At 46.5% G+C, this 19,482-nt stretch carries 15 protein-coding genes; all 15 read right to left on the bottom strand.

Going from position 1 to position 19,482, the window contains the following annotated elements:
• Window positions 1-21: 21 nt before the first annotated feature.
• The gene (tldD, locus tag CKQ84_RS10980) at window positions 22-1,470 is read right to left on the bottom strand and encodes a metalloprotease TldD (RefSeq protein ID WP_105251291.1); all 1,449 of its coding nucleotides are present in this window, start codon (window positions 1,468-1,470) and stop codon (window positions 22-24) included.
• Window positions 1,471-1,603: 133 nt separating this feature from the next.
• Window positions 1,604-2,434: a carbon-nitrogen hydrolase family protein gene (locus CKQ84_RS10975; protein ID WP_105251290.1), complete on the bottom strand. Its 831-nt coding sequence runs from the start codon at window positions 2,432-2,434 to the stop codon at window positions 1,604-1,606.
• Window positions 2,358-6,704 carry a YhdP family protein gene (locus CKQ84_RS10970; RefSeq protein WP_105251289.1) on the bottom strand — a complete coding sequence of 1,449 codons (4,347 nt, stop codon included), beginning with the start codon at window positions 6,702-6,704 and terminating at the stop codon, window positions 2,358-2,360. The genes CKQ84_RS10975 and CKQ84_RS10970 overlap by 77 nt, the downstream gene beginning before the upstream one ends.
• On the bottom strand, window positions 6,704-8,170 hold the full coding sequence (rng, locus tag CKQ84_RS10965; protein WP_168825804.1) for a ribonuclease G: 1,467 nt from the start codon (window positions 8,168-8,170) through the stop codon (window positions 6,704-6,706). Before rng ends, CKQ84_RS10970 begins: the two co-directional genes overlap by 1 nt.
• Window positions 8,171-8,388: 218 nt before the next feature.
• Window positions 8,389-8,994 (bottom strand): nucleoside triphosphate pyrophosphatase, encoded by a 606-nt coding sequence (locus CKQ84_RS10960; protein ID WP_105251287.1) that lies wholly within the window; start codon window positions 8,992-8,994, stop codon window positions 8,389-8,391.
• A gap of 2 nt (window positions 8,995-8,996) precedes the next feature.
• On the bottom strand, window positions 8,997-9,485 hold the full coding sequence (mreD, locus tag CKQ84_RS10955) for a rod shape-determining protein MreD (RefSeq protein WP_105251286.1): 489 nt from the start codon (window positions 9,483-9,485) through the stop codon (window positions 8,997-8,999).
• Complete coding sequence (gene mreC, locus CKQ84_RS10950; protein WP_105251285.1) at window positions 9,485-10,489, bottom strand: rod shape-determining protein MreC; 1,005 nt, start codon at window positions 10,487-10,489, stop codon at window positions 9,485-9,487. The genes mreD and mreC overlap by 1 nt, the downstream gene beginning before the upstream one ends.
• 44 nt (window positions 10,490-10,533) lie before the next feature.
• On the bottom strand, window positions 10,534-11,583 hold the full coding sequence (locus tag CKQ84_RS10945; protein WP_105251284.1) for a rod shape-determining protein: 1,050 nt from the start codon (window positions 11,581-11,583) through the stop codon (window positions 10,534-10,536).
• Window positions 11,584-11,923: 340 nt separating this feature from the next.
• On the bottom strand, window positions 11,924-15,658 hold the full coding sequence (locus tag CKQ84_RS10940) for a DUF6701 domain-containing protein (protein WP_105251283.1): 3,735 nt from the start codon (window positions 15,656-15,658) through the stop codon (window positions 11,924-11,926).
• Window positions 15,648-16,139 (bottom strand): MSHA biogenesis protein MshP, encoded by a 492-nt coding sequence (locus tag CKQ84_RS10935; protein ID WP_173913174.1) that lies wholly within the window; start codon window positions 16,137-16,139, stop codon window positions 15,648-15,650. Before CKQ84_RS10935 ends, CKQ84_RS10940 begins: the two co-directional genes overlap by 11 nt.
• On the bottom strand, window positions 16,129-17,001 hold the full coding sequence (locus CKQ84_RS10930; protein ID WP_105251282.1) for a PilW family protein: 873 nt from the start codon (window positions 16,999-17,001) through the stop codon (window positions 16,129-16,131). The genes CKQ84_RS10935 and CKQ84_RS10930 overlap by 11 nt, the downstream gene beginning before the upstream one ends.
• Entirely contained in the window at window positions 17,001-17,555 is a 555-nt protein-coding gene (locus CKQ84_RS10925) for a prepilin-type N-terminal cleavage/methylation domain-containing protein (RefSeq protein WP_105251281.1), read from the bottom strand. The genes CKQ84_RS10930 and CKQ84_RS10925 overlap by 1 nt, the downstream gene beginning before the upstream one ends.
• Window positions 17,545-18,033: a type II secretion system protein gene (locus CKQ84_RS10920; RefSeq protein WP_168825685.1), complete on the bottom strand. Its 489-nt coding sequence runs from the start codon at window positions 18,031-18,033 to the stop codon at window positions 17,545-17,547. Before CKQ84_RS10920 ends, CKQ84_RS10925 begins: the two co-directional genes overlap by 11 nt.
• A 171-nt stretch (window positions 18,034-18,204) precedes the next feature.
• Window positions 18,205-18,723: a type II secretion system protein gene (locus tag CKQ84_RS10915; protein WP_105251279.1), complete on the bottom strand. Its 519-nt coding sequence runs from the start codon at window positions 18,721-18,723 to the stop codon at window positions 18,205-18,207.
• A gap of 127 nt (window positions 18,724-18,850) precedes the next feature.
• Entirely contained in the window at window positions 18,851-19,468 is a 618-nt protein-coding gene (locus tag CKQ84_RS10910) for a prepilin-type N-terminal cleavage/methylation domain-containing protein (RefSeq protein WP_105251278.1), read from the bottom strand.
• Between the last annotated feature and the right edge of the window lie 14 nt (window positions 19,469-19,482).

The following is a 19,482-nucleotide window of genomic DNA, read 5'->3' as shown; positions in this document are numbered from 1 at the left end:
ATAAGCGTAAGGTTCTAGGTTTTATGCTGTTCCGCCCACGGTGAGCTTATCGAGTTTTAGGGTCGGTTGACCCACACCCACAGGCACACTTTGACCATCTTTACCACAAACGCCCACACCTTGATCTAAAGCCATATCGTTACCGACCATAGAAATCTGGCTCATAGCCTCAGGGCCATTACCGATTAAAGTAGCGCCTTTAATGGCTTGAGTCACTTCACCATTTTCGATCAAATAGGCTTCGGATGCTGAGAACACAAACTTACCCGAAGTGATATCGACTTGACCACCGCCAAAGTTAGGGGCGTAAATTCCCTTCTTCACTGACTTAATAATCTCACTGGGATCTGACTCACCAGCCGTCATATAAGTATTGGTCATACGTGGCATAGGCAAATGCGCGTAGGATTCACGGCGGCCGTTCCCCGTTGGCGCAACACCCATTAAGCGAGCATTGAGTTTGTCTTGGATGTAACCCTTTAAAATACCGTCTTCAATCAATACGGTTCTTTGGGTTTGTACACCTTCATCGTCGATACTCAGTGAACCACGACGATTAGGCAAGGTGCCATCGTCGACCACAGTCACTAACTTAGACGCAACTTGCTGACCAACCTTGCCGCTAAAGGCACTGCTGCCCTTACGGTTAAAATCGCCTTCCAAACCATGTCCAACCGCTTCGTGGAGCAATACACCGGGCCAGCCATTACCTAACACCACTGGCATTTCACCCGCAGGTGCATCGATGGCATTTAGATTGACCTGCGCTTGACGCACGGCTTCGCGGGCAAAGGCGAAACACATAGGTAAACCAGTGTCATCGCTTGCCATTAAAACACCGTAGTCATGACGACCACCACCACCAGCGCCGCCACGTTCACGTTTACCGTTTTCTTCCAAAATCACGCTGCAATTAAAACGCACCAGAGGACGGATATCGGCCGCCAGAGTGCCATCACTCGCAGCAACGAGGATTTCTTCGTGCACACCAGCAAGGCTAACCACCACTTGAATAATCCGGCTATCTAGACTGCGAATAAAAGCATCGGCTTCTTTCAGTAGGTTGATTTTTTTGACTTCTTCCATCGCCGCAATCGGATCTAAGCTGTCATATAACGCCAATGCTTTTTGACGTTTAAAGGCTTGAACCTGAGTCTGCTCACCCGCACTAGCAATGCCACGGGCAGCCTGTACTGCAGCGCTTAAGGCGGCAGGAGTGATATCGTCGGCATAGGCAAAACCCGTTTTCTCACCGCTAATGGCCCGCACGCCCACACCGCGTTCAATATGGAAACTACCGTCTTTGATGATGCCGTCTTCCAGCACCCAAGATTCGTGGCGACTACCTTGAAAATAGAGATCGGAATAATCGATTTTGTGCTGATGTATGGTGTTTAGATAGGTTTGCAGGCCCTCTAACGCTAACCCATTCTTCAATAAACTTTGCTCTACTTGTGCTAAAAATGGCATCTATGCTCTCTTTGACCCCAAGGGATCTTGATATTCTGAGTGTAAATTCGGTGTACTAATTCTATGTGTTAATGCTGCATATCGACTCAAGCGCAAATTCAGCATTTCAACTCGTCTGCTGGCTATTGGCACATTATTTCAAGCTTGGTTCAAGGAAACGATTATGCTGCATGACGGGCATTTTACTGCGCATACTGTGCAGTTCGGTTAAGTCGACCTCAGCCTGTACCCAACCCGTACCGGTTTTAAGTTCAGCCAAAATATTCCCCCAAGGACCGACTATCATGCTCTGCCCCCAAGTTTCGCGGCTACCTTCGTTATGCTGTCCCCACTGAGCTGCAGCAAGAATAACGCATTGGGTTTCAATCGCTCTGGCCTGTAACAATACCTGCCAATGGGCTTCACCCGTCACCTTGGTGAAGGCAGAAGGGACAGCAATAATCTCGGCACCCGCAAGGCGCATCGCCCTAAACAAGTCAGGAAAGCGTAAATCATAACAGATGGTTAAGCCAATTTTGCCAAAAGGTGTATCGATAACACTAATGTGATCACCGGGGCAGAAGGTTTCGCTCTCGCGATATTGTTTTGTACCATCGGCAACATCCACATCAAAAAGGTGCAGTTTATCGTAATGCCCTAAAGTATCACCTTTATCATCAAACAGATAACTGCGACTATAGACACGACCATCCTCAGCCAACGCCGGAATAGTCCCCGCGACCATAAACACCCGATACTTGGCGGCCAGTGCACTTAACGCCGATTTGAGCGGACTCTGATGAACATCGCCCGCATAGGCAAGTTGCTGACTTTCATGGCCACCAAACAGTAAACTGCATTCGGGTAACACGACTAAATGGGGCGCATCGGCATCCCGTTTGAGTTCGTTAAGCTGCGATTCGATAAACTGCAGATTGGCGCTGACGTCGCGACTGCTCTGACATTGCAACAGGCTGATGTGCATTCTGCTCTCCCTGAATTTGCTTAATCGGTTCTACTGCTGGCTGATTCTCTGGTGTGGCAGGCGTGTTCGGCACGTCAGGCGAAGGCGTCGCTTGAGGTTGCTCCCGCTTTAAATCGGGCGCTTTAATTTGATCTGTTGCAGGCTTTAGCTCTTCTGATTTTGATTCTTCAGATCTGGCCTCTTCAGGCTTAACGTCTTGTGGCTCGAGCGCTTCTGGTTGTGTTTCTTGAAGCTGTGGCTCAGATTTAGCGTTGCTTGGTTTGACTTCAGTTGACTGAGCTTCAGTTAATTTAGCTTCAGTTAGCTTAGCTTCTGTTAATTGAGCCTCGGTCGATTTAGTCTCTACCGGCTGAGCGATATCGGCGTTATGACTCGCGGCTTCGGTTGGCACCGCTGGGCGCTCAACGCCAACCACAGGTAAAATAGATTCTGGAATTTCAATCTCTTTACTCTTACGCTCTAACTCTTCGACCACGGGCTCAGCCATAGTCCCAGTCACCCGAAAACGAATTTCTGAAATCACTTCAATCACAGGCTCAAGCACTTTTGTCAGGGCAAAGGCCCCCAGACCCAGTGTCCACGCGCTGGTACTGAGCAATACGACAGTCGGCACACTTGAGGCCAATTGTGGCACAAAGCGGATATCGTAATTCAAACTTTCAGTGGTGAGATCCGTATAGCCACGCACCTTCATATTACCCGCGATGGCATCCATTTCAGTGTCTGTGGTTTTCACCACGCCATTATCAATCTGCAGATTGCCATTGAAAGAGTTGAAATACATGCCCTGACCGAAGACATCGGTGAAATCCAGCGACAGTTTACGCACCAGAGAATCTAAACTGAACAGGGAGAAAATCCGCGCGCCCTTGTCACTCACCTGAGATAAGTGGCCTTTGCCTAAGTTGAATTTCACCTTGCCATTTAAGGTTTCGAGGGAGAAGGCATAGGGAGCACCTTGCCAAGATAAGTCCGCATTAACCTTCAAGGGGGCTTCATTAACGCCAGGCTCTATACCCAATTGAGCAGATAGATAACTAAACTGAGTGGCATTCAACTCAACACTGAGATCAGTTTTATTCTGTCCAGCCTGTTGCTGCCAAATGCCACTGCCCTGCAAATTGACATTGGGCGTAGTCAAAGACAATGTTTGAATCTTATATCCTGCCGCTTGTGGGCTCGCCTGCAAAACGAGCTTTCCAAAGGATTTATCGAAGAAACGAAAATCTTCCACATTCACTGCCACGGGCGGCAAGTTAGTGAGCACTTGATCACTGGCAAAATTGGCATCCGTGTTCGGCTTTACCTCAGGTGAAAAATAGAATTTATTCGCCACAACTTTGAGACCTTGAGTTTTCCAATTTGGATAGAAATCGATCCAACCGTCAAATTCGTTGGCAACGGTATTAAAACGCCATCCCGTCTCGTTAGGCTTAGCATTAAGCCTAAGCTCCGTCAGTTGTTGCCCTAAAAGATCGAGCCGACCGATATGAGAATCGATACTCGCCACCGCGGGAAATAAACTTTTATGGGGAATATCATCAACTAAAATGCCCGTTTTCGGTATTTTCTCTTGACCAACAAAGGCATTAATCACAGGTAACCATTCGGCTAATTTGGCCTTACCGAGATCGATTTGAATATGACCTTGTTCCGTATTTCTGGCTTCATCCTCATCGAATAAACGCCCCAATAACAAGTCAAAATAACTAAAATTTGCGCCTTTATCGGCATCGAAACCACCGATAAACTCGGCATGACTGGCAAGTTTGACATCGAGCGTCGCATTATCTTGATCGCCAACAAACTCAGCGACTAAAGGTCGTGGTTCATTTTCGGGTTTAGCAAAGTATCCTGGAAGTAACAGTTGCGTCCCCAGCATATCCGAAGTCACTTTGGCTTGGATTTGATAACCTTGCTCAGTAAATAGCATAGTCATAGCACCGTCCCAACTGATTTTTCCTTGATAAAAATCACTCAAGGGATTGTGCAATTCATCGGGGAGACGGCTGAGATCCCAACGACTTTTCAGCGAAAGATTAAGGCCAAAATCTTTACCTTTAGGCTGAGTGTCGAAAGTTAAACTGAGCGGTTGTTCGAACAACCGCGCTTTGATGCCTTTTCCTGTCACAACTTCATTCGCAAAGTCGACTACACCAGTCACGCCATGAAGTTGAAGCCCTGGCTGAGCAATATATACAGGCGTATTATCAAAACGGATTTGACCACGAATATCTTCAGCTTCACCTTCATACAGTGGAATGCTGATGTCTAAAGTGCCAGTGACAGCACCTTGCACTTGCACGACATCTAAGGTTTTACCTACTGAGTTCGCCAAAGGTGAGGCTTGTAACACCTTAGTCGCCGCACTGCCTTGAGTAGCAAGTTCGGCTTCAATCCTTAGCAGCGTCTGTTCACCAATGGCGGGAATAAATACATGGGCCCCTGTGGCATCCACATTCATCAGCTTGCCTTGGTTTAACCAAAGATCCATGCGGGTATTTTCAAACAAAGCGTTAAGGGACAGATCTGTGACCGCAGGCCAGTCGGGTTGAAACTGAAATTGGGCGTCTGTTAAGGTAAATGCTGCCTGAAATACGCCGCTATTATCGTCGAAGGGAAAACCACTTAACGGACCACGCCAAACAACTTGCGCATCTTGGGTCTGACCCGCTTTAAGCCCAGTATCCAAATACTCAGCCAGTGATTCACCCATCGCCTTATTGGGGAAATACTTGTCGGCATTAGCCACATTGTTGATACGAACATTGGCCGCCAGCGCCATGTGTGCAGCACCGCTAAAGTCCAAATTCAATGCCGCATCAACGCCGATATCTTCGTTTTCAAACTGCAACTGAGGCACATTTAAACTCAGATGTTCAGTATCGAATTGACCATTAATTGGCGCCCCATTGAACACTAATGGCGCCGAAAATTCATCACCAAAATCGAGGGTGTACACTTGTTCAGGTAGAGAGAAATACAGCGTCTTATCTTGCCAGCGCAGGCTTGCATCTATTGGATGAGTATTGGGAATACCCTCGACCTTCTGCCAATGCAACTGCTTCACTTCGGTACTGGCGAGCAAAGGCTGGTCTGCTTTTTGATACAGGCGGATTGGTCCAATACTAGCCTCGGGAGCTAACGCATGCCATTGACGTAATACGGCTCTATCGACTCCAGGAAATAGCGGCAGCAGCGGCAATAGACTCTGAGTATTAACTTGATTCACATAGGCAAATAATTCATCGTTTTGACGCTTCGCGGCCAGCGTTAACGCCGGCCAATGCTCACCATTGGTGACAAAATCCAGTCCTGAACTTTGCACTTCCCAACCTGTCGCCTTTGGCTGCCAAACAATATCGCCCGCTTGAATTTCAAATCTCTGCGGCTCTTGCTTTAATGTCCATTGCAGCCAGCTCGGCTCAAAATGAACCATAGCAGAACTGATGCTGCGGTCGGCAAACGTAAGCCAAGCCTTAAGATTGACAACCCCTTCTAAGGGTAACTTTTGAGTAGAATCATAGGGATTAGGCTGACGTGAAGCCCATTCACCTAAATCCAAAGAGTTAGCCGCCAAATAAATCTGCCCAGTCAAACTGTCGGGATTTGCACCATCGCCCTTGATATCTAACTGTAATCCGAGAGATTCATGCTCAGAGGCATGACTATCAAGATACAACTCTCCCGCACCGCGGTGACGTTCACCCTGATTGCGCCAGTTCAAATGACGGATATGGATCGGGCGAAACTCTTGGTGCATGCTCAGCAATTGCACTGTGGCATTGGTTAAGGAGAATCTATCGAGTTGTTTGAGTAACAGGGCATAAAGCCAATCGAGTTGCGGGGCTTTATTAATTGTGGCGGGATCGTTTTCAGTAAGCTTATCCATGTCTAAAGCGACATGGACACCCTCAAAATTGACATCTTCGATTCGCGGGGTGAGCGTGAGCAGCGATTGCCAAAAATCTAACTTCACTTGTACGTTCTTGATCATCAAGGTCACAGGCAGTTGTTCCTGTGGCGGGATCACTAAGTCATCGATGTTAATTGCAGGGCCAAATGCCTGCCAATGGGCGGATAGCTCCCCCACTTGCACATCGACTTTATATTCGCTTTTTACGTAATTAACCAGTTGCTGGCGAACTTCATCAACCTGCGGTAATAAGCCACGGATCAAACTGACGGCAAGCGCAAACAAGACCAAAATAAGCGCCAGAAATTGCCAACAAAAACGGCTAAATTTTTTTGCAGTAAAAAGCGTAGCCACTACATCATCACCACATCATATTTATGCTGTGAGTACATAGGCTCATTTTGCAAACGGATGCGCTTACCTATGTAAACCTCAAGTTCAGCAATAAGATGATTATCATCGGTATGCAGACTTTGATACACGGCAGGCGAACAATACAACAGGAACTCATCAGCATCGTAGGCACGGTTTAAACGGATTATTTCGCGAAAGACCTCATAGGAAACCGTCTCGACTGTCTTCATGCTCCCCGTGCCATGGCAGGCCGGACACTCGCCGCAGACGACATGCTCTAAACTTTCTCGGGTACGCTTACGGGTCATTTCGACTAGACCTAACCCCGAAAAACCACTCACATTGGTTTTCACCCTGTCTTTAGACAAAGCGCTGGTTAAGCTACTAAGAACACGAGCCTTATGATCCGCCGTCATCATGTCGATAAAATCGATAATAATGATGCCGCCGAGATTACGCAGACGTAACTGCCTCGCTATCGCTTGGGTCGCTTCGAGGTTGGTATTAAAGATGGTTTCTTCAAGATTCCTGTGCCCCACAAAGGCACCGGTATTGATATCCACAGTCGTCATGGCTTCGGTTTGATCTATGATCAAATAGCCACCAGACTTGAGCTCGACTTTACGGCCGAGTGCACGTTGAATTTCGTTCTCCACATCGTAGAGATCAAAAATAGGCGCAGGTCCTGAATAGTGCTCTATCTTATCGGCAATCTCTGGCATAAACTCCTGCGCAAAAGACTGCAACTCGGCAAAAGTGCGGCGAGAATCCACTTGAATACGGTCCAGCTCAGTACCGACAAAATCACGCACAATACGCACAGGTAAGGCTAAATCTTGATACAGGAGCGACACACCACTGCGTTTACGTCGCTCACTCACCTTTGACCAAACTCGGCGTAAAAATGCCGCATCTTGGGATAACTCATCTTCCCCTACGCCTTCGGCGGCGGTGCGGATAATAAAACCACCGTCATCATCAACATAAGGCAAAGTAATTTGTTTGAGACGACTGCGCTCTTCTTCTAGTTCAATACGCTGGGAAACACCAACATGGCTAGAACCTGGCATAAAGACTAAATAACGGGAAGGCAGCGTGATATCGGTCGTTAGGCGTGCGCCCTTAGTGCCCAGCGGATCTTTAACCACTTGCACCATAATGTCTTGCCCTTGACGGACTAACTCGGCGATATCACGAACAACGAAATGACCTTTCTCAACATCGGCGACACACTCAGTGTGCGGTACTATGTCGGACGCATGTAAAAAAGCGGCTTTATCTAAGCCAATATCGACAAAGGCGGCTTGCATACCGGGTAACACACGGCTGATTTTACCTTTGTAAATATTACCCACTAAACCCCGTTTCATCCGGCGTTCAATATGGACCTCTTGCAGCACACCATGCTCAACTAAAGCAACGCGCGCCTCAGATGGAGTTACGTTGATCAGTAATTCTGAACCCATCTTGCGCTGTATTTTATTTGGATTTAAGCGACTGGTATTCACGACTCACCCCATTCGGGAAACTAGATTAATTAATCGAAGTTACAAACTCTCTAAGCATGAAAACCGAATAAAGGAACAAGGTCAACGTCATTGGAGTACTCGATTCAGAGCCCTAAACGCCAATAAGGTTCATTCTAACCTCAAGCCAAAATCGCAATATAAGCAACCAGCAACAGTTAAATAAAGCCAATTTCGGCTAACAACTCACGCGTTTCAACCAGAGGTAAACCTACAACGCCAGAATAACTGCCTTCAATTGCAGCCACAAAGCAACCGCCGAGCCCTTGTATGCCATAACTGCCCGCCTTATCCATGGGCTCTTTTGAAGCCACATAAGCCTCAATGTCAGCTGTCGATAAAGCGCAAAAACGCACTTGTGTTTCGACTAAGCGCACTGAGGTTTTTAAGGTTGAGTCAGACTCGCCTGCTTTGTAGGTCAGTGCCACAGCCGTCATCACAGTATGCGTTCTGCCAGACAGTTCACTGAGCGTTTGCTTAGCATCGGCCACATCCAGCGGTTTACCTAATATTTGATTTTCAAGCACTACGATAGTATCAGAACCTAATACAGCAGGCTGTGACATATCTGCGCATAATGCCAGTCCAGCTTGGGCTTTTTCAGCAGCTAAACGTCGTACATAATCCCTTGGCGCTTCGCCCTGTTGCACAGTTTCATCAATATCCGGTGCCACTTGCGTGAAACTAAACTCAGGACGACCGAATCCAATCTGTGCCAATAATTCTTTGCGACGTGGCGAAGTTGAAGCTAAAACTAAATCCACAGTTAACGAACCTTATAATGACGTCGAACCCGACGTAAAATCCAAAATATCCAAGGCCAGATCACTAATCCTGAAATCGCAGGTAAAAATAGATCTGTTTTGAAAACAGCCTCTTGCATCACAAATTCAACCCAGTAAATCACTAAGTGATAAATACAAATCAGTAGCATGATCACTAACGACTGCTGCCATTGAGGGAAGTTTCGCAAACGCTGGCAATGCAAGATAGCAATATAAATAACCAAAGACATGGCTAAAGAGCGCACACCTAAGGTGGCTCCCAATAAAATATCTAATACTAGGCCTAAAACCCATGCGGTTAAGATGTTGTATCTGTGGGGTAATGCGATAGACCAATAGAGAACAATCATTAATAGCCAGTCTGGACGCCAAGCATCAACAGCACTTGGCAAAGGCATGATCTGGCTGATCACGCCGATAAATAATGTCACCCAAACAATAAAGCGCCCATTGGCGGCCTGAAAACTCATTAATGCACCTCAGCCACAGGAGGAGTGGCTTCCGTTGACGGTTTGGTCGCAGGCGCGGTCACAGGTTTAGAAGCCTCTGCTGACGTGACACTTCCGCCAGCAGGAACAGCGCTATCTGCTTTTGATACATAATCGCTCGATGAATGATCCGCAGCAGGCACGGTAGGCTGGCTCGGTAAAGTCACACCAGAATCGGGAGATGGCCAAATCAACAATAAATAACGAATACGATCTAAAGCCGCTAAAGGCTGGGCGGTGACTCGAGCGTAACTTTGACCATCTTCAGTCAACACTTCCATTACCCGCGCGACCGGATAACCTTCCGGGAAACGATTCCCTAAACCTGAGGTGACCAGCAAATCGCCGACACGAATATCGGTACTCTTGGCCACATGGCGCAGCTCTATTTCATCTAACTCACCCGTACCATTGGCAACAAGGCGCACATCATTACGGGTGATACGCACAGGTAATCCGTGTGATACATCGGAGAGCAATAGCACCCTACTGGTCATTTCACTGACTTGTACCACTTGGCCAACAACCCCTTGGGCGTCGACCACAGGCTGCCCAACAAATACACCACTGCGTGAACCATGGTTTAACACCGCATAGTGATGGAAAGGATCGCTAGCAACCTCCAATACTTCAGCCACCATTTTGCGCGAATCAAGGTAGGCTGGTGAGCCCAACAGTGCGCGTAAACGTTCATTTTCTTGGCGTAAGTGTTCGAAACGCTGTAAGCGTTCACTCATCAGCAATTGCTGCCTGAGCAGCTCTTTATTCTGCAACGCTAACATATTGCGGGTGGCAAAACTTTCAGACGACCAGTCAAGCGCAACACCGGGCACGCTCGCTAAATACTGCAATGGACTAAAAAAAGAGGATAACGATTGCCGTACAGGATCGAGGCGATGATTAGCCACGAGCAAAGCCACCGACAAAATAATTGCCAGTGTCAGACGGAATTGGTTTGAAATACCACGAACAAAAATTGGCTTCATAGGAAAGCTAAGGCGGTGATTAACCGCCCCATACCGAAGTTAAATTAGGTTTCTTCGGAGAACAGATCGCCGCCGTGCATATCAATCATTTCGAGGGCTTTACCACCGCCACGTGCTACGCAGGTCAATGGATCGTCCGCCACCATTACAGGAATTCCGGTTTCTTGCATTAATAAACGGTCTAAATCACGCAATAAAGCGCCGCCGCCAGTTAACACCATACCGCGCTCAGAAATATCTGAAGCTAATTCTGGTGGAGATTGTTCTAACGCCACCATCACAGCACTTACGATGCCAGACAATGGCTCTTGTAAGGCTTCTAAAATTTCATTGCTGTTCAGTGTAAAGCTACGAGGTACACCTTCTGCCAAATTACGGCCGCGGACTTCGATCTCGAGCACTTCATCGCCAGGATAAGCAGTGCCGATAGTGTGCTTGATACGCTCAGCCGTGGCTTCACCAATCAAACTCCCGTAATTACGGCGGACATAGTTGATGATCGCATCATCAAACTTATCACCGCCGATACGTACCGAAGACGAATACACTACACCATTAAGTGAAATAATCGCGACTTCAGTGGTACCACCACCGATATCCACCACCATAGAGCCGGTCGCTTCAGATACGGGTAAACCCGCACCAATCGCAGCTGCCATTGGTTCTTCAATTAAATACACTTCGCGAGCACCAGCGCCCATGGCTGATTCACGAATAGCACGGCGTTCTACTTGAGTGGCACCAACGGGCACACACACAAGCACGCGTGGACTTGGACGAAAAAAGCTATTGTTGTGCACTTGTTTAATAAAGTGCTGCAACATTTTCTCCGTCACATAAAAATCTGCAATAACACCGTCCTTCATTGGGCGGATAGCTTGGATATTGCCAGGCGTTCTGCCTAGCATTTGTTTAGCTTCTGTGCCGACCGCGGCAACAGATTTCTGACCGGAGCCACTACGCTCACCACGTATAGCAACAACAGAAGGCTCATTGAGGACTATGCCTTCGCCACGAACATAAATTAATGTGTTAGCTGTACCCAAATCGATCGATAGATCATTAGAAAAAATGCCGCGTAGCTTCTTAAACATGTAACTAGCCTGTATTCTGTGGAGTCAGAAGAAAAGAAAAATCAGCTAACTTTATCAATGCCACCCTGATTCCACAAGACCGATGAGGTTAACAATCGCTAATGAGGTGATTTTTTTTCAAATCGCCACGTAAAAAACAGTATTTAAGCGGAAAATACTGTTTATTGACGATAATATCAGCAACAAAAAACGAGTGAACACACAATTCAGCAACAAATATAAAACTAAGGCATTGCATTTAGAATCTGTTATAAGCGTTTTCGTCGACTTCCAATAAGTGAAATGGCAGCCCATTTCAAGGGAAAGCCTGAGTTCAATTTAATGAGAGAAAGAACTCAGATTAGTTTACCTCACGCCAATAGATTATTTTGTCATGCCCTCGGTAGCGACCAAAATACGCGCTCGCCCGCGGTTCAGTAAGATCTGCTGGTGATACACCATTCCAATTCCAGTACCATTCTAGCCATGGCTGCACATCCAAGGGCGCAGTCACTTGACCTCGGTATGGCGCGCCACTTGAGGTGACCGCTTGCCAGAGCAACTCAAATTGGCCAGCTTGGAATGTAGCAGTCCCGCCAGAACGAACAACACTTTGTCCCGCCACTAAGTCGGGATCAAAATTGTAACCCAGAGCGGAATGATCAACCTGCGAACCCAAAGCATACACTGCCGTTGTGCAGTTATCGGCAGTATTTAAGGCCCAGCTGCTGCCATTCCAATATTCGGCTCGAGTCGGCATACGCAGTATTTCTGTCTCAGGACCATAGGTGTTATCCATCACCACACGGCCATGACGAAGGGTTTGAGTGCTGATTTTCTTAGCATTACAGTTAGTGCAAGTGCCTGTAGATGCTGCATCCATGTCTGGTGAGGCCACATAGCTGTAAAGCCCATTCGGCCGAGGATCGTTATCCATCAATTGCACGCCAATATCGAGCAGCTCGAAGGGGCCATCCTGATACAGATTCGTCGCCACATTTGGGGTCACCCGACTAAAGTTAGCTTGGTAAGAAGCATCGACCGTCGCCACACCTTGATTCCAACTATCAGCCTTTATACGTAAGTCACTTAAGCGACTCTGTAAATCAACACCATTATTGTTGTTTTCTCCCACCAGTTTTGCCGTGGCAAGGGAAAATGGCGGGAAATAGTTTTTCGTTATATCCCCCGCGATATTTAAAGCACTGAGCTCCATCGACATAGGGAACAGCTGATCCATATAGCTAAAACCGCCACAGGCAGGTATGACCGATACGTTACTGACTAAAAATCTATCGGGCACAAAACGGCCAATATTAGCTGAATATCCAATTGGAATATTTAAGCTGCTTGCCGTCCCTAAATAATTTGGGCTAGCCTGCGCTGCAATTTGGAATACTCCAACTTCGCTGATGGTCTGATTGCTGATGGTATTGATATTATTGGCCTGCGCCGAGTGGCTGTAGGATGCCACGCCTAACGCCCCATCAAGTCCGCCGTTGGCAATGCTTGGCGCAACGACTTTACTGGCAAGCTTCATCTGCGCATCACTAAAGTTAGGCGTGGGTAAGTTGCCCGAACAAAAGTCCGGATCGCCATCTTTTTCCCATGCCATCGCTTGTACTGTCATGCCGAAACTTTGTCCGGCTTTATGGTAAGCATTGCAGCTCATATTCGCACTTGGGCAACTGGCACTGGCGTCCACAGGCTTAACACACAATCCCGCGGGTACGCTGACAAATTGGTCTGAACCTGCCATGACTAAGCCCTGTTCATCACCAGTACCTGTATATTTTGCATCTAATTGTAATTTACCTGCATCAGGGTAATTTACTGAAATGCTTGCTTGTCCGTTGGTATCAAACAGCAGGTTCACCGCCGTAGGCGAGGCACTTGATGTGCCAATTGCCGTATTGTTGATGGTGACTGCTTTAGGCGAGATAGGCGCGCTTGGCGTTTGGTAACTGCTCCAGAAATTCAGCGTTTTGGTCTGGCTTTGGAAGCTTGGGACACACTGCTTCGTCACATCGGATTTTTTCACCGCTTTGACTAACACTTGCTCGGGGCGATTCGCACGCTTATCGGGTACATCGAATACAAAACCACTGTCGGCAAAGGTGAGTGAACAATTGTTTTCACTCAAGCCACCATTACCAATACGGCAAAGGGTTTTGCTTAATGGTTTAGTGGTGGGATTAGAGCCCTTCACCCCTAAAGTCACTACACCGGGAGTATTTCGCCTCAGTTGCAGTTGCGCTGTGCCACCGCTAAAACTCACTTGATTACCGCCAACCCATACGCCATCTGCCGCAGAATCAGGTAATAAGGTTGCGCTAAGAGGTGCAGTAAAGGGTTGACTACAACTCGCATTTGCACAGGCTCTAATCGTTACCGTCTCAGCATTACAGGTCAGACCTTGACCCGTATGATCAAACTCAAAATGATCGATCTGAGCACCAATAGGATTCGATTTTAACGCACAAATTTGCACGTTATCGATTTCGTGGTTGTTATTTGAGCCCCCCGTTGAGCCCGTTAAAGACAATAAAAAATCACTTGGAATGGCAGCCTGACCAATTTGTGCAGCGACGTTAAATGCGGGAACTAAAGTCACAAAACCCGAACCGGTATTACGCTCAATTTTCACAATAGATTGATTCGCGGCTTGCGAATCAATTGTAATTTTATACCTGTGCGCAGGCGACACATTATTGCCGTCTACCGCAGGCGATAAGCAACTACCGTTCGTATTAGTAGTGCCATTACTACAAGCGCCGCGTAAATAATTATACCCTGACGTGCCGACACCCGAACCGCGAACCGCAACGGACTGGCGTCGCTGGCCGACATTAGAACTACCGCCTTCACCGGAGAAGTTACCGAACTCATCAATACCAAACCCAAGCCAACCACCCGCGAACCCATTAATACCAGGTTTATAACCGTAACCCAATGGACCGCCAAAGGCGCCAGGCTGCGGCGTTATAGAAGCATCCGATAACACTACCGCAATGCCGTCGGCACCATTGCCACCATAGGCATAGTGATCAAACTGGATCTCCACTAAGTTAGCTTTTCCAGGAAAGAGTCTTTGATAGGTAGATGCCGTAGATTGGTCAGATTTAGCTTCGGTTAAGCGTAATCGACCGCTTCGAATAGATGGAGTAAAAGTGCCACTGCTACGGGAAACGACCCAATCACTGCTTAATGCACTTTGGGAGAAAGTGTCATTAAAACACTGTAATACCGGTACATAATCATTAATACGACCACTACTCATAACCAAATAACGGCTGGTGACTCGGCCATTGATAATCGAGTTATTATTTAGACTTAATGTTGCATCGCTATAAACTCGCCCATTGAGTACAGCATCACTATTTAGCTGAATATTGCTATAACCGATAATAAGAGCAGAAGCAGCATTATTTTCATTGAATTTACTGCCATTTAATTCAAACTGTTGCTTTATAAAAATGCGGACATTGCCTTGCAAAATCACCTTAGCATCTTGATTCAAAGTAAAACTATCTACCCAATAGTCCCCTTCAGGTAAAACGAGTGTCGCGCCGCCCCCAATAGCGATAGTGTTAAATCGATACTCATTTTGAGTGGACGATAGAGTCAGAGTACAAGCAGAATAAAGCGAAACATTGCTAAACTGACTTTGCCCATTACCACCAAGCGTTAATTGCTCGCCAGTATTACAAGAACCATAACCGCCACCAGCGCCGCTACTCGATAAAAAAGCATTACTCCCAGTTAATTTTAAACCTCGAATATCACTGCCATCGATAGTGCATTTCCGCACTCCGCCTGTACCGTTATCACAACTGTTATTAGAAAGCCCACTGCCATCGTTACTCGAGCAATAATCTAATGCAGCACCACCAGTACCATTAATGATGCCATTACCATTTATCATTAATTGTGGCGATGATATCTGACGGCACACGTTTGAGTAATCACCATGATGACCTTGAGCAACTTTGGCAAAAATCGCACTCTGATCAATAGGGTCGAATGCCATCACTGACGAGGGAAAACTCAAGATAAGTGCTGCCAATATGGTACGATAAAAAAGATTAATTCCCACGAGCTTCTACCTCAACTTGTCGGCTGACACGGGTCTCGCCGCTTTCACATACTGCTTTACTGTTGATTCGATATTGGGTGGTTGTACCTACCGCATAGGCTTTGCACGTCAAGGTCACAGTGCAGGCATGAAAACCGGTTACATTAGGAGGATTCCAAGTGCTCGTTGCAGGGCAAATGCCAACTAAACCATTTAATGGGAATAATGTTGCCAATGCGGCATCGGCGCCACTGTTCGCGGCGGCAAAGGCACGAGTCCCCCACACCTCCTGGGTTAATCCAGTATCCCCATCCTGCACAATATTGATCAGGGCTGACGCCAGTAGAAACATCACTGTGATCACAAACACGCCAATAATCAATGCACTGCCGCGTTGACGCGCAGGTAAAGCAGTTCGTTGCAACCTTGCTAGTGATGTTCTGGGTAAGATTCGCATTACCGAGTGATGACCTGTCGATTGACGATATAAATTAAGGGACATTGATCACCTGCACTTGATGTCGATATTGGAACGTCTCACCATTAACATTAAACCGCGGTTGTAAATGCACCATGGCATTATTCACTAGGCTAGATGGCGTTAAAATCAGCGGTAAATCAGCACCATTATTTAAAACATTTGCCACACTTTGCGCCATTAGCACGCCCGTGCCCATAGTGGCAGGCATAGCGGCAGGATTTGGCTGAATGGCATTAAAGCTATAACCAGCATAACGCAATAATTGTAATTCATTGCCGCTTGGCCCCTTTTCAAAGCAATAGCTCACTGGACTCGAACCAAAATAGATCCTTTGTCGTGGTGATGCTTCTGCAAAACGTGTTGGCGCAGTAAAAGTCAGCGTCACTTGATGCTCCAAAGGGGAAGGCGCAGTAGCAATCGTTTTAACCTGTGCCCGCTTTTGTCTCGCGCTGCTATACACATCGGCATCAATCAAGGGATAGATCCAAGCGAATTGATTCACACGAATCGCACTCACCGTATTATCTAGAATAACTATCCCAGTGCTCGCGGCGGCAACTGGCACTATTGGCATGGTTAGATAAGTCGTGCTGGCTTCGATAGGCACAAACTCAACACATTGATAGGTCAGCGAATCGGTATTAACTCGCAAGCTATTAGGTAAGGCACTGCGCAACTCACGGGTCACTCGCTCAACAGCAAAACGGCTCTGACTTAGCACTTGATCGACTGAACTCGACTCAACAAAAATCCGCGTACCAAAAATAATAAAACTACTCACCCCGACCACGAGAATCCCCAGAATCAAGATAACAGTGACCATCTCGACCAAGGTAAAACCTAGTGTGGATTTTTTATTAACCGCAGATAAAGGTGAGGCCATCAGTAATTACTCCTCACCATATTGTAAGTAATCACTTCGTTGTCGGGCGTAGTCACATTAATCGTCACTAGCTTAGTATTGGACACTGCGCCATAAGCAACTGTGACGCTTAAGCGATAGTTAGGATAAGCATTTGCATAGGTTTGGGTCGAATTGAGCATAGTCGCGGTTTCATTTAAGCCATTGTAATCATCCACATCGTTAAAGTTGTTACGACTCTCACCGAACTCAGGGCCTAATGACGTTGAACAATTACTACCGAGCGAACTACCACAGGCTGGCGTGCCACCATTGGCATTGGTGTTTTGATCGTAACGTTTACCCCAGATTTCATTCATCACCGAATGTGCAAGCTCAGCACTGCGTACTCTATGTAAGGTACTGGCCGCACGATCAGCTTGGGGGAATAACATGCTGGTTAGCATCACTATTGCAATGGCAATCACCAGCATGCCAATCACTAATTCGATAAGGGTAAAACCCTGCTGTGGTTTGGCTTTTTTGGATGCTTTTACTGATGCTTTGCCCAATAGCAACCGAGGATTAATTCGCATAAATATAGCCCTCAGAGGAGACGTTAATCATCACAGTGTCATTAGCAATCACATTAATGCATGGCCCATTACAAGCCAACGAAGTGCTACCATCGATATCGAAATCAAGGCTAAAGTCGCTGCTGTTAGGGCTTACTAGTACTAATTGAGCACCACCTTGAAAAGCTTGGGTATAAAGCGGGTTTGGCGATAATGCAGTACCAGAACAAACCGCCCCATTTCGGGTAGAGAATTGACTCACTTGATAGCCAGTGCCAGAGACGGTTACACGAAAACACCTGTCGGTATTATTGAGCGCTTTTTGCTGTACTTGACGCAGCTCGCTAATGAACTCGTTACGTAAACTATAGGCACTGTAGGAAGACTGGGTAAACAGGCGAGGCAGTACCACCACAGCAAGAATTGAAATCAAGATGATGGTCGTTACTAATTCTACTAAGGTAAATCCAGCTTGTTTTGACATAGAGAATTTAAGCATCGCTCGCGTTAATTGCTGATTTCAAGTGCTAGGTTCAGTTTCTGCCAACGATATGATTAACGCAAATAAATGTCGGAAAACTCTTGGCTGGCTCATTTATTTAAAATCATGTAAGAACCGTATTTTATCTAAAAAAAAGGCCTGCTAGGCAGGCCTTTTCATAAATGCATATTAACAATCAGAAGCATCAGGAATTGCAGAGTAAACAGGAGCAACTGTCGCACTTGTTGCTTGTGTATAAGTAAAACGACATTCTGCTGGAGCACCTTTTTGCCACATGGTCACAACACCCTGACCTTCAAATATAATCCAATCTGCACCGGTGTCAGTAGCAACTGTTGGATCTGTAGCACTGGTTCCTTCATCAAAGCTCACTTCTATAGCATTCTCCAACTCAATTTCTGTTGCTTGAAGATAGCCAAATTGCGTAACTGCGTTAGTACCTGTGCCAATATCAACAGAAGGAGGAGGAGTTGCTGTTGCAGCTTTTTTCTCTTCTCCAGCCAAGGCCGCTTTAGAATAAACCAAGCTATTTGCACCTTGGATTGAGGCTTTTAGGCCATTCAAAGCAGAAACACGCGCATCACCTTGCAGGTTAATAAACTTAGGTGCCGCTGTGACAGCAAGAATACCTAAGATAATGATCACTACGACTAATTCAATTAAGGTAAAACCTTGTTGTCTTTTCATATAAAACTACCTTTCTTTCTAAGTGAGTACTCGTGTGAGTACTAATTAAGTTAAGTCACTTTTAGACTCTATTACTTTTAAACTAAGCTACTTAAAACATGAACAAAATAAAACTATTAATTACGGCCTATGGTACAAATGGTGTTTGAGTGAAGCTTAACACTCTGCCTGTGCCTGGGTTATACACAATTCCCTTAGCACCTACAGTTGTTAAATCAGGGGCAGGAGTGGGTACACCATTCGTTTGATTTAGCACTAGTGAAGCCACTTGGTGATAAACACATAAATCTAAACCTGCGACGACTGCGCCAGTAATTGAGTTAGCACTGCCACCTGCGGCGTTAATAACACGAGCGGTATAACGTTGATTACGTGCATCTTGGTTAAATAATACGTTACGTGGAGCACTCTGCAACACAGTGTTAAACACTTCTTGGCAACTGGCATTAGTCATAGCAGTCGCACTGGTTACTGAAGTCCCTGTAGGATAACCAAAACGTGTATCGACATTTACTGTGTTACCGTCGAGGATAACGCTGCTATTTTGACGCCCATCAACTTCCCACTGAGAACGCACAAAGCTGACTGCAGTCGATAAACCACCCGCAACACCGTCAACACTGGCATCTTCAGCATCATCGGTGACATTTAAGAATCGTGGGATCGCAGTTGCGGCGAGTAAACCCAAAATCACAATCACAATCACAAGTTCGATTAATGAGAACCCTGTTTGCTTAGTTTTCATATATATGTCCCCAG

The organism is Shewanella sp. WE21 (assembly GCF_002966515.1).
In the GTDB taxonomy this organism is placed as follows: Bacteria; Pseudomonadota; Gammaproteobacteria; order Enterobacterales; family Shewanellaceae; genus Shewanella; species Shewanella oncorhynchi.
Note: the sequence above shows the minus strand (reverse complement) of the source record. Positions and strands in the feature narration are given on the sequence as shown.

Bases quoted from the DNA above. Each gene is read 5' to 3' on its own strand.
- tldD (WP_105251291.1), bottom strand. From the start codon at position 1,470: ATGCCATTTTTAGCACAAGTAGAGCAAAGTTTATTGAAGAATGGGTTA.
- CKQ84_RS10975 (WP_105251290.1), bottom strand. From the start codon at position 2,434: ATGCACATCAGCCTGTTGCAATGTCAGAGCAGTCGCGACGTCAGCGCC.
- rng (WP_168825804.1), bottom strand. From the start codon at position 8,170: ATGGGTTCAGAATTACTGATCAACGTAACTCCATCTGAGGCGCGCGTT.
- mreD (WP_105251286.1), bottom strand. From the start codon at position 9,485: ATGAGTTTTCAGGCCGCCAATGGGCGCTTTATTGTTTGGGTGACATTA.
- mreC (WP_105251285.1), bottom strand. From the start codon at position 10,489: ATGAAGCCAATTTTTGTTCGTGGTATTTCAAACCAATTCCGTCTGACA.
- CKQ84_RS10945 (WP_105251284.1), bottom strand. From the start codon at position 11,583: ATGTTTAAGAAGCTACGCGGCATTTTTTCTAATGATCTATCGATCGAT.
- CKQ84_RS10935 (WP_173913174.1), bottom strand. From the start codon at position 16,139: ATGTCCCTTAATTTATATCGTCAATCGACAGGTCATCACTCGGTAATG.
- CKQ84_RS10930 (WP_105251282.1), bottom strand. From the start codon at position 17,001: ATGGCCTCACCTTTATCTGCGGTTAATAAAAAATCCACACTAGGTTTT.
- CKQ84_RS10925 (WP_105251281.1), bottom strand. From the start codon at position 17,555: ATGCGAATTAATCCTCGGTTGCTATTGGGCAAAGCATCAGTAAAAGCA.
- CKQ84_RS10920 (WP_168825685.1), bottom strand. From the start codon at position 18,033: ATGCTTAAATTCTCTATGTCAAAACAAGCTGGATTTACCTTAGTAGAA.
- CKQ84_RS10915 (WP_105251279.1), bottom strand. From the start codon at position 18,723: ATGAAAAGACAACAAGGTTTTACCTTAATTGAATTAGTCGTAGTGATC.
- CKQ84_RS10910 (WP_105251278.1), bottom strand. From the start codon at position 19,468: ATGAAAACTAAGCAAACAGGGTTCTCATTAATCGAACTTGTGATTGTG.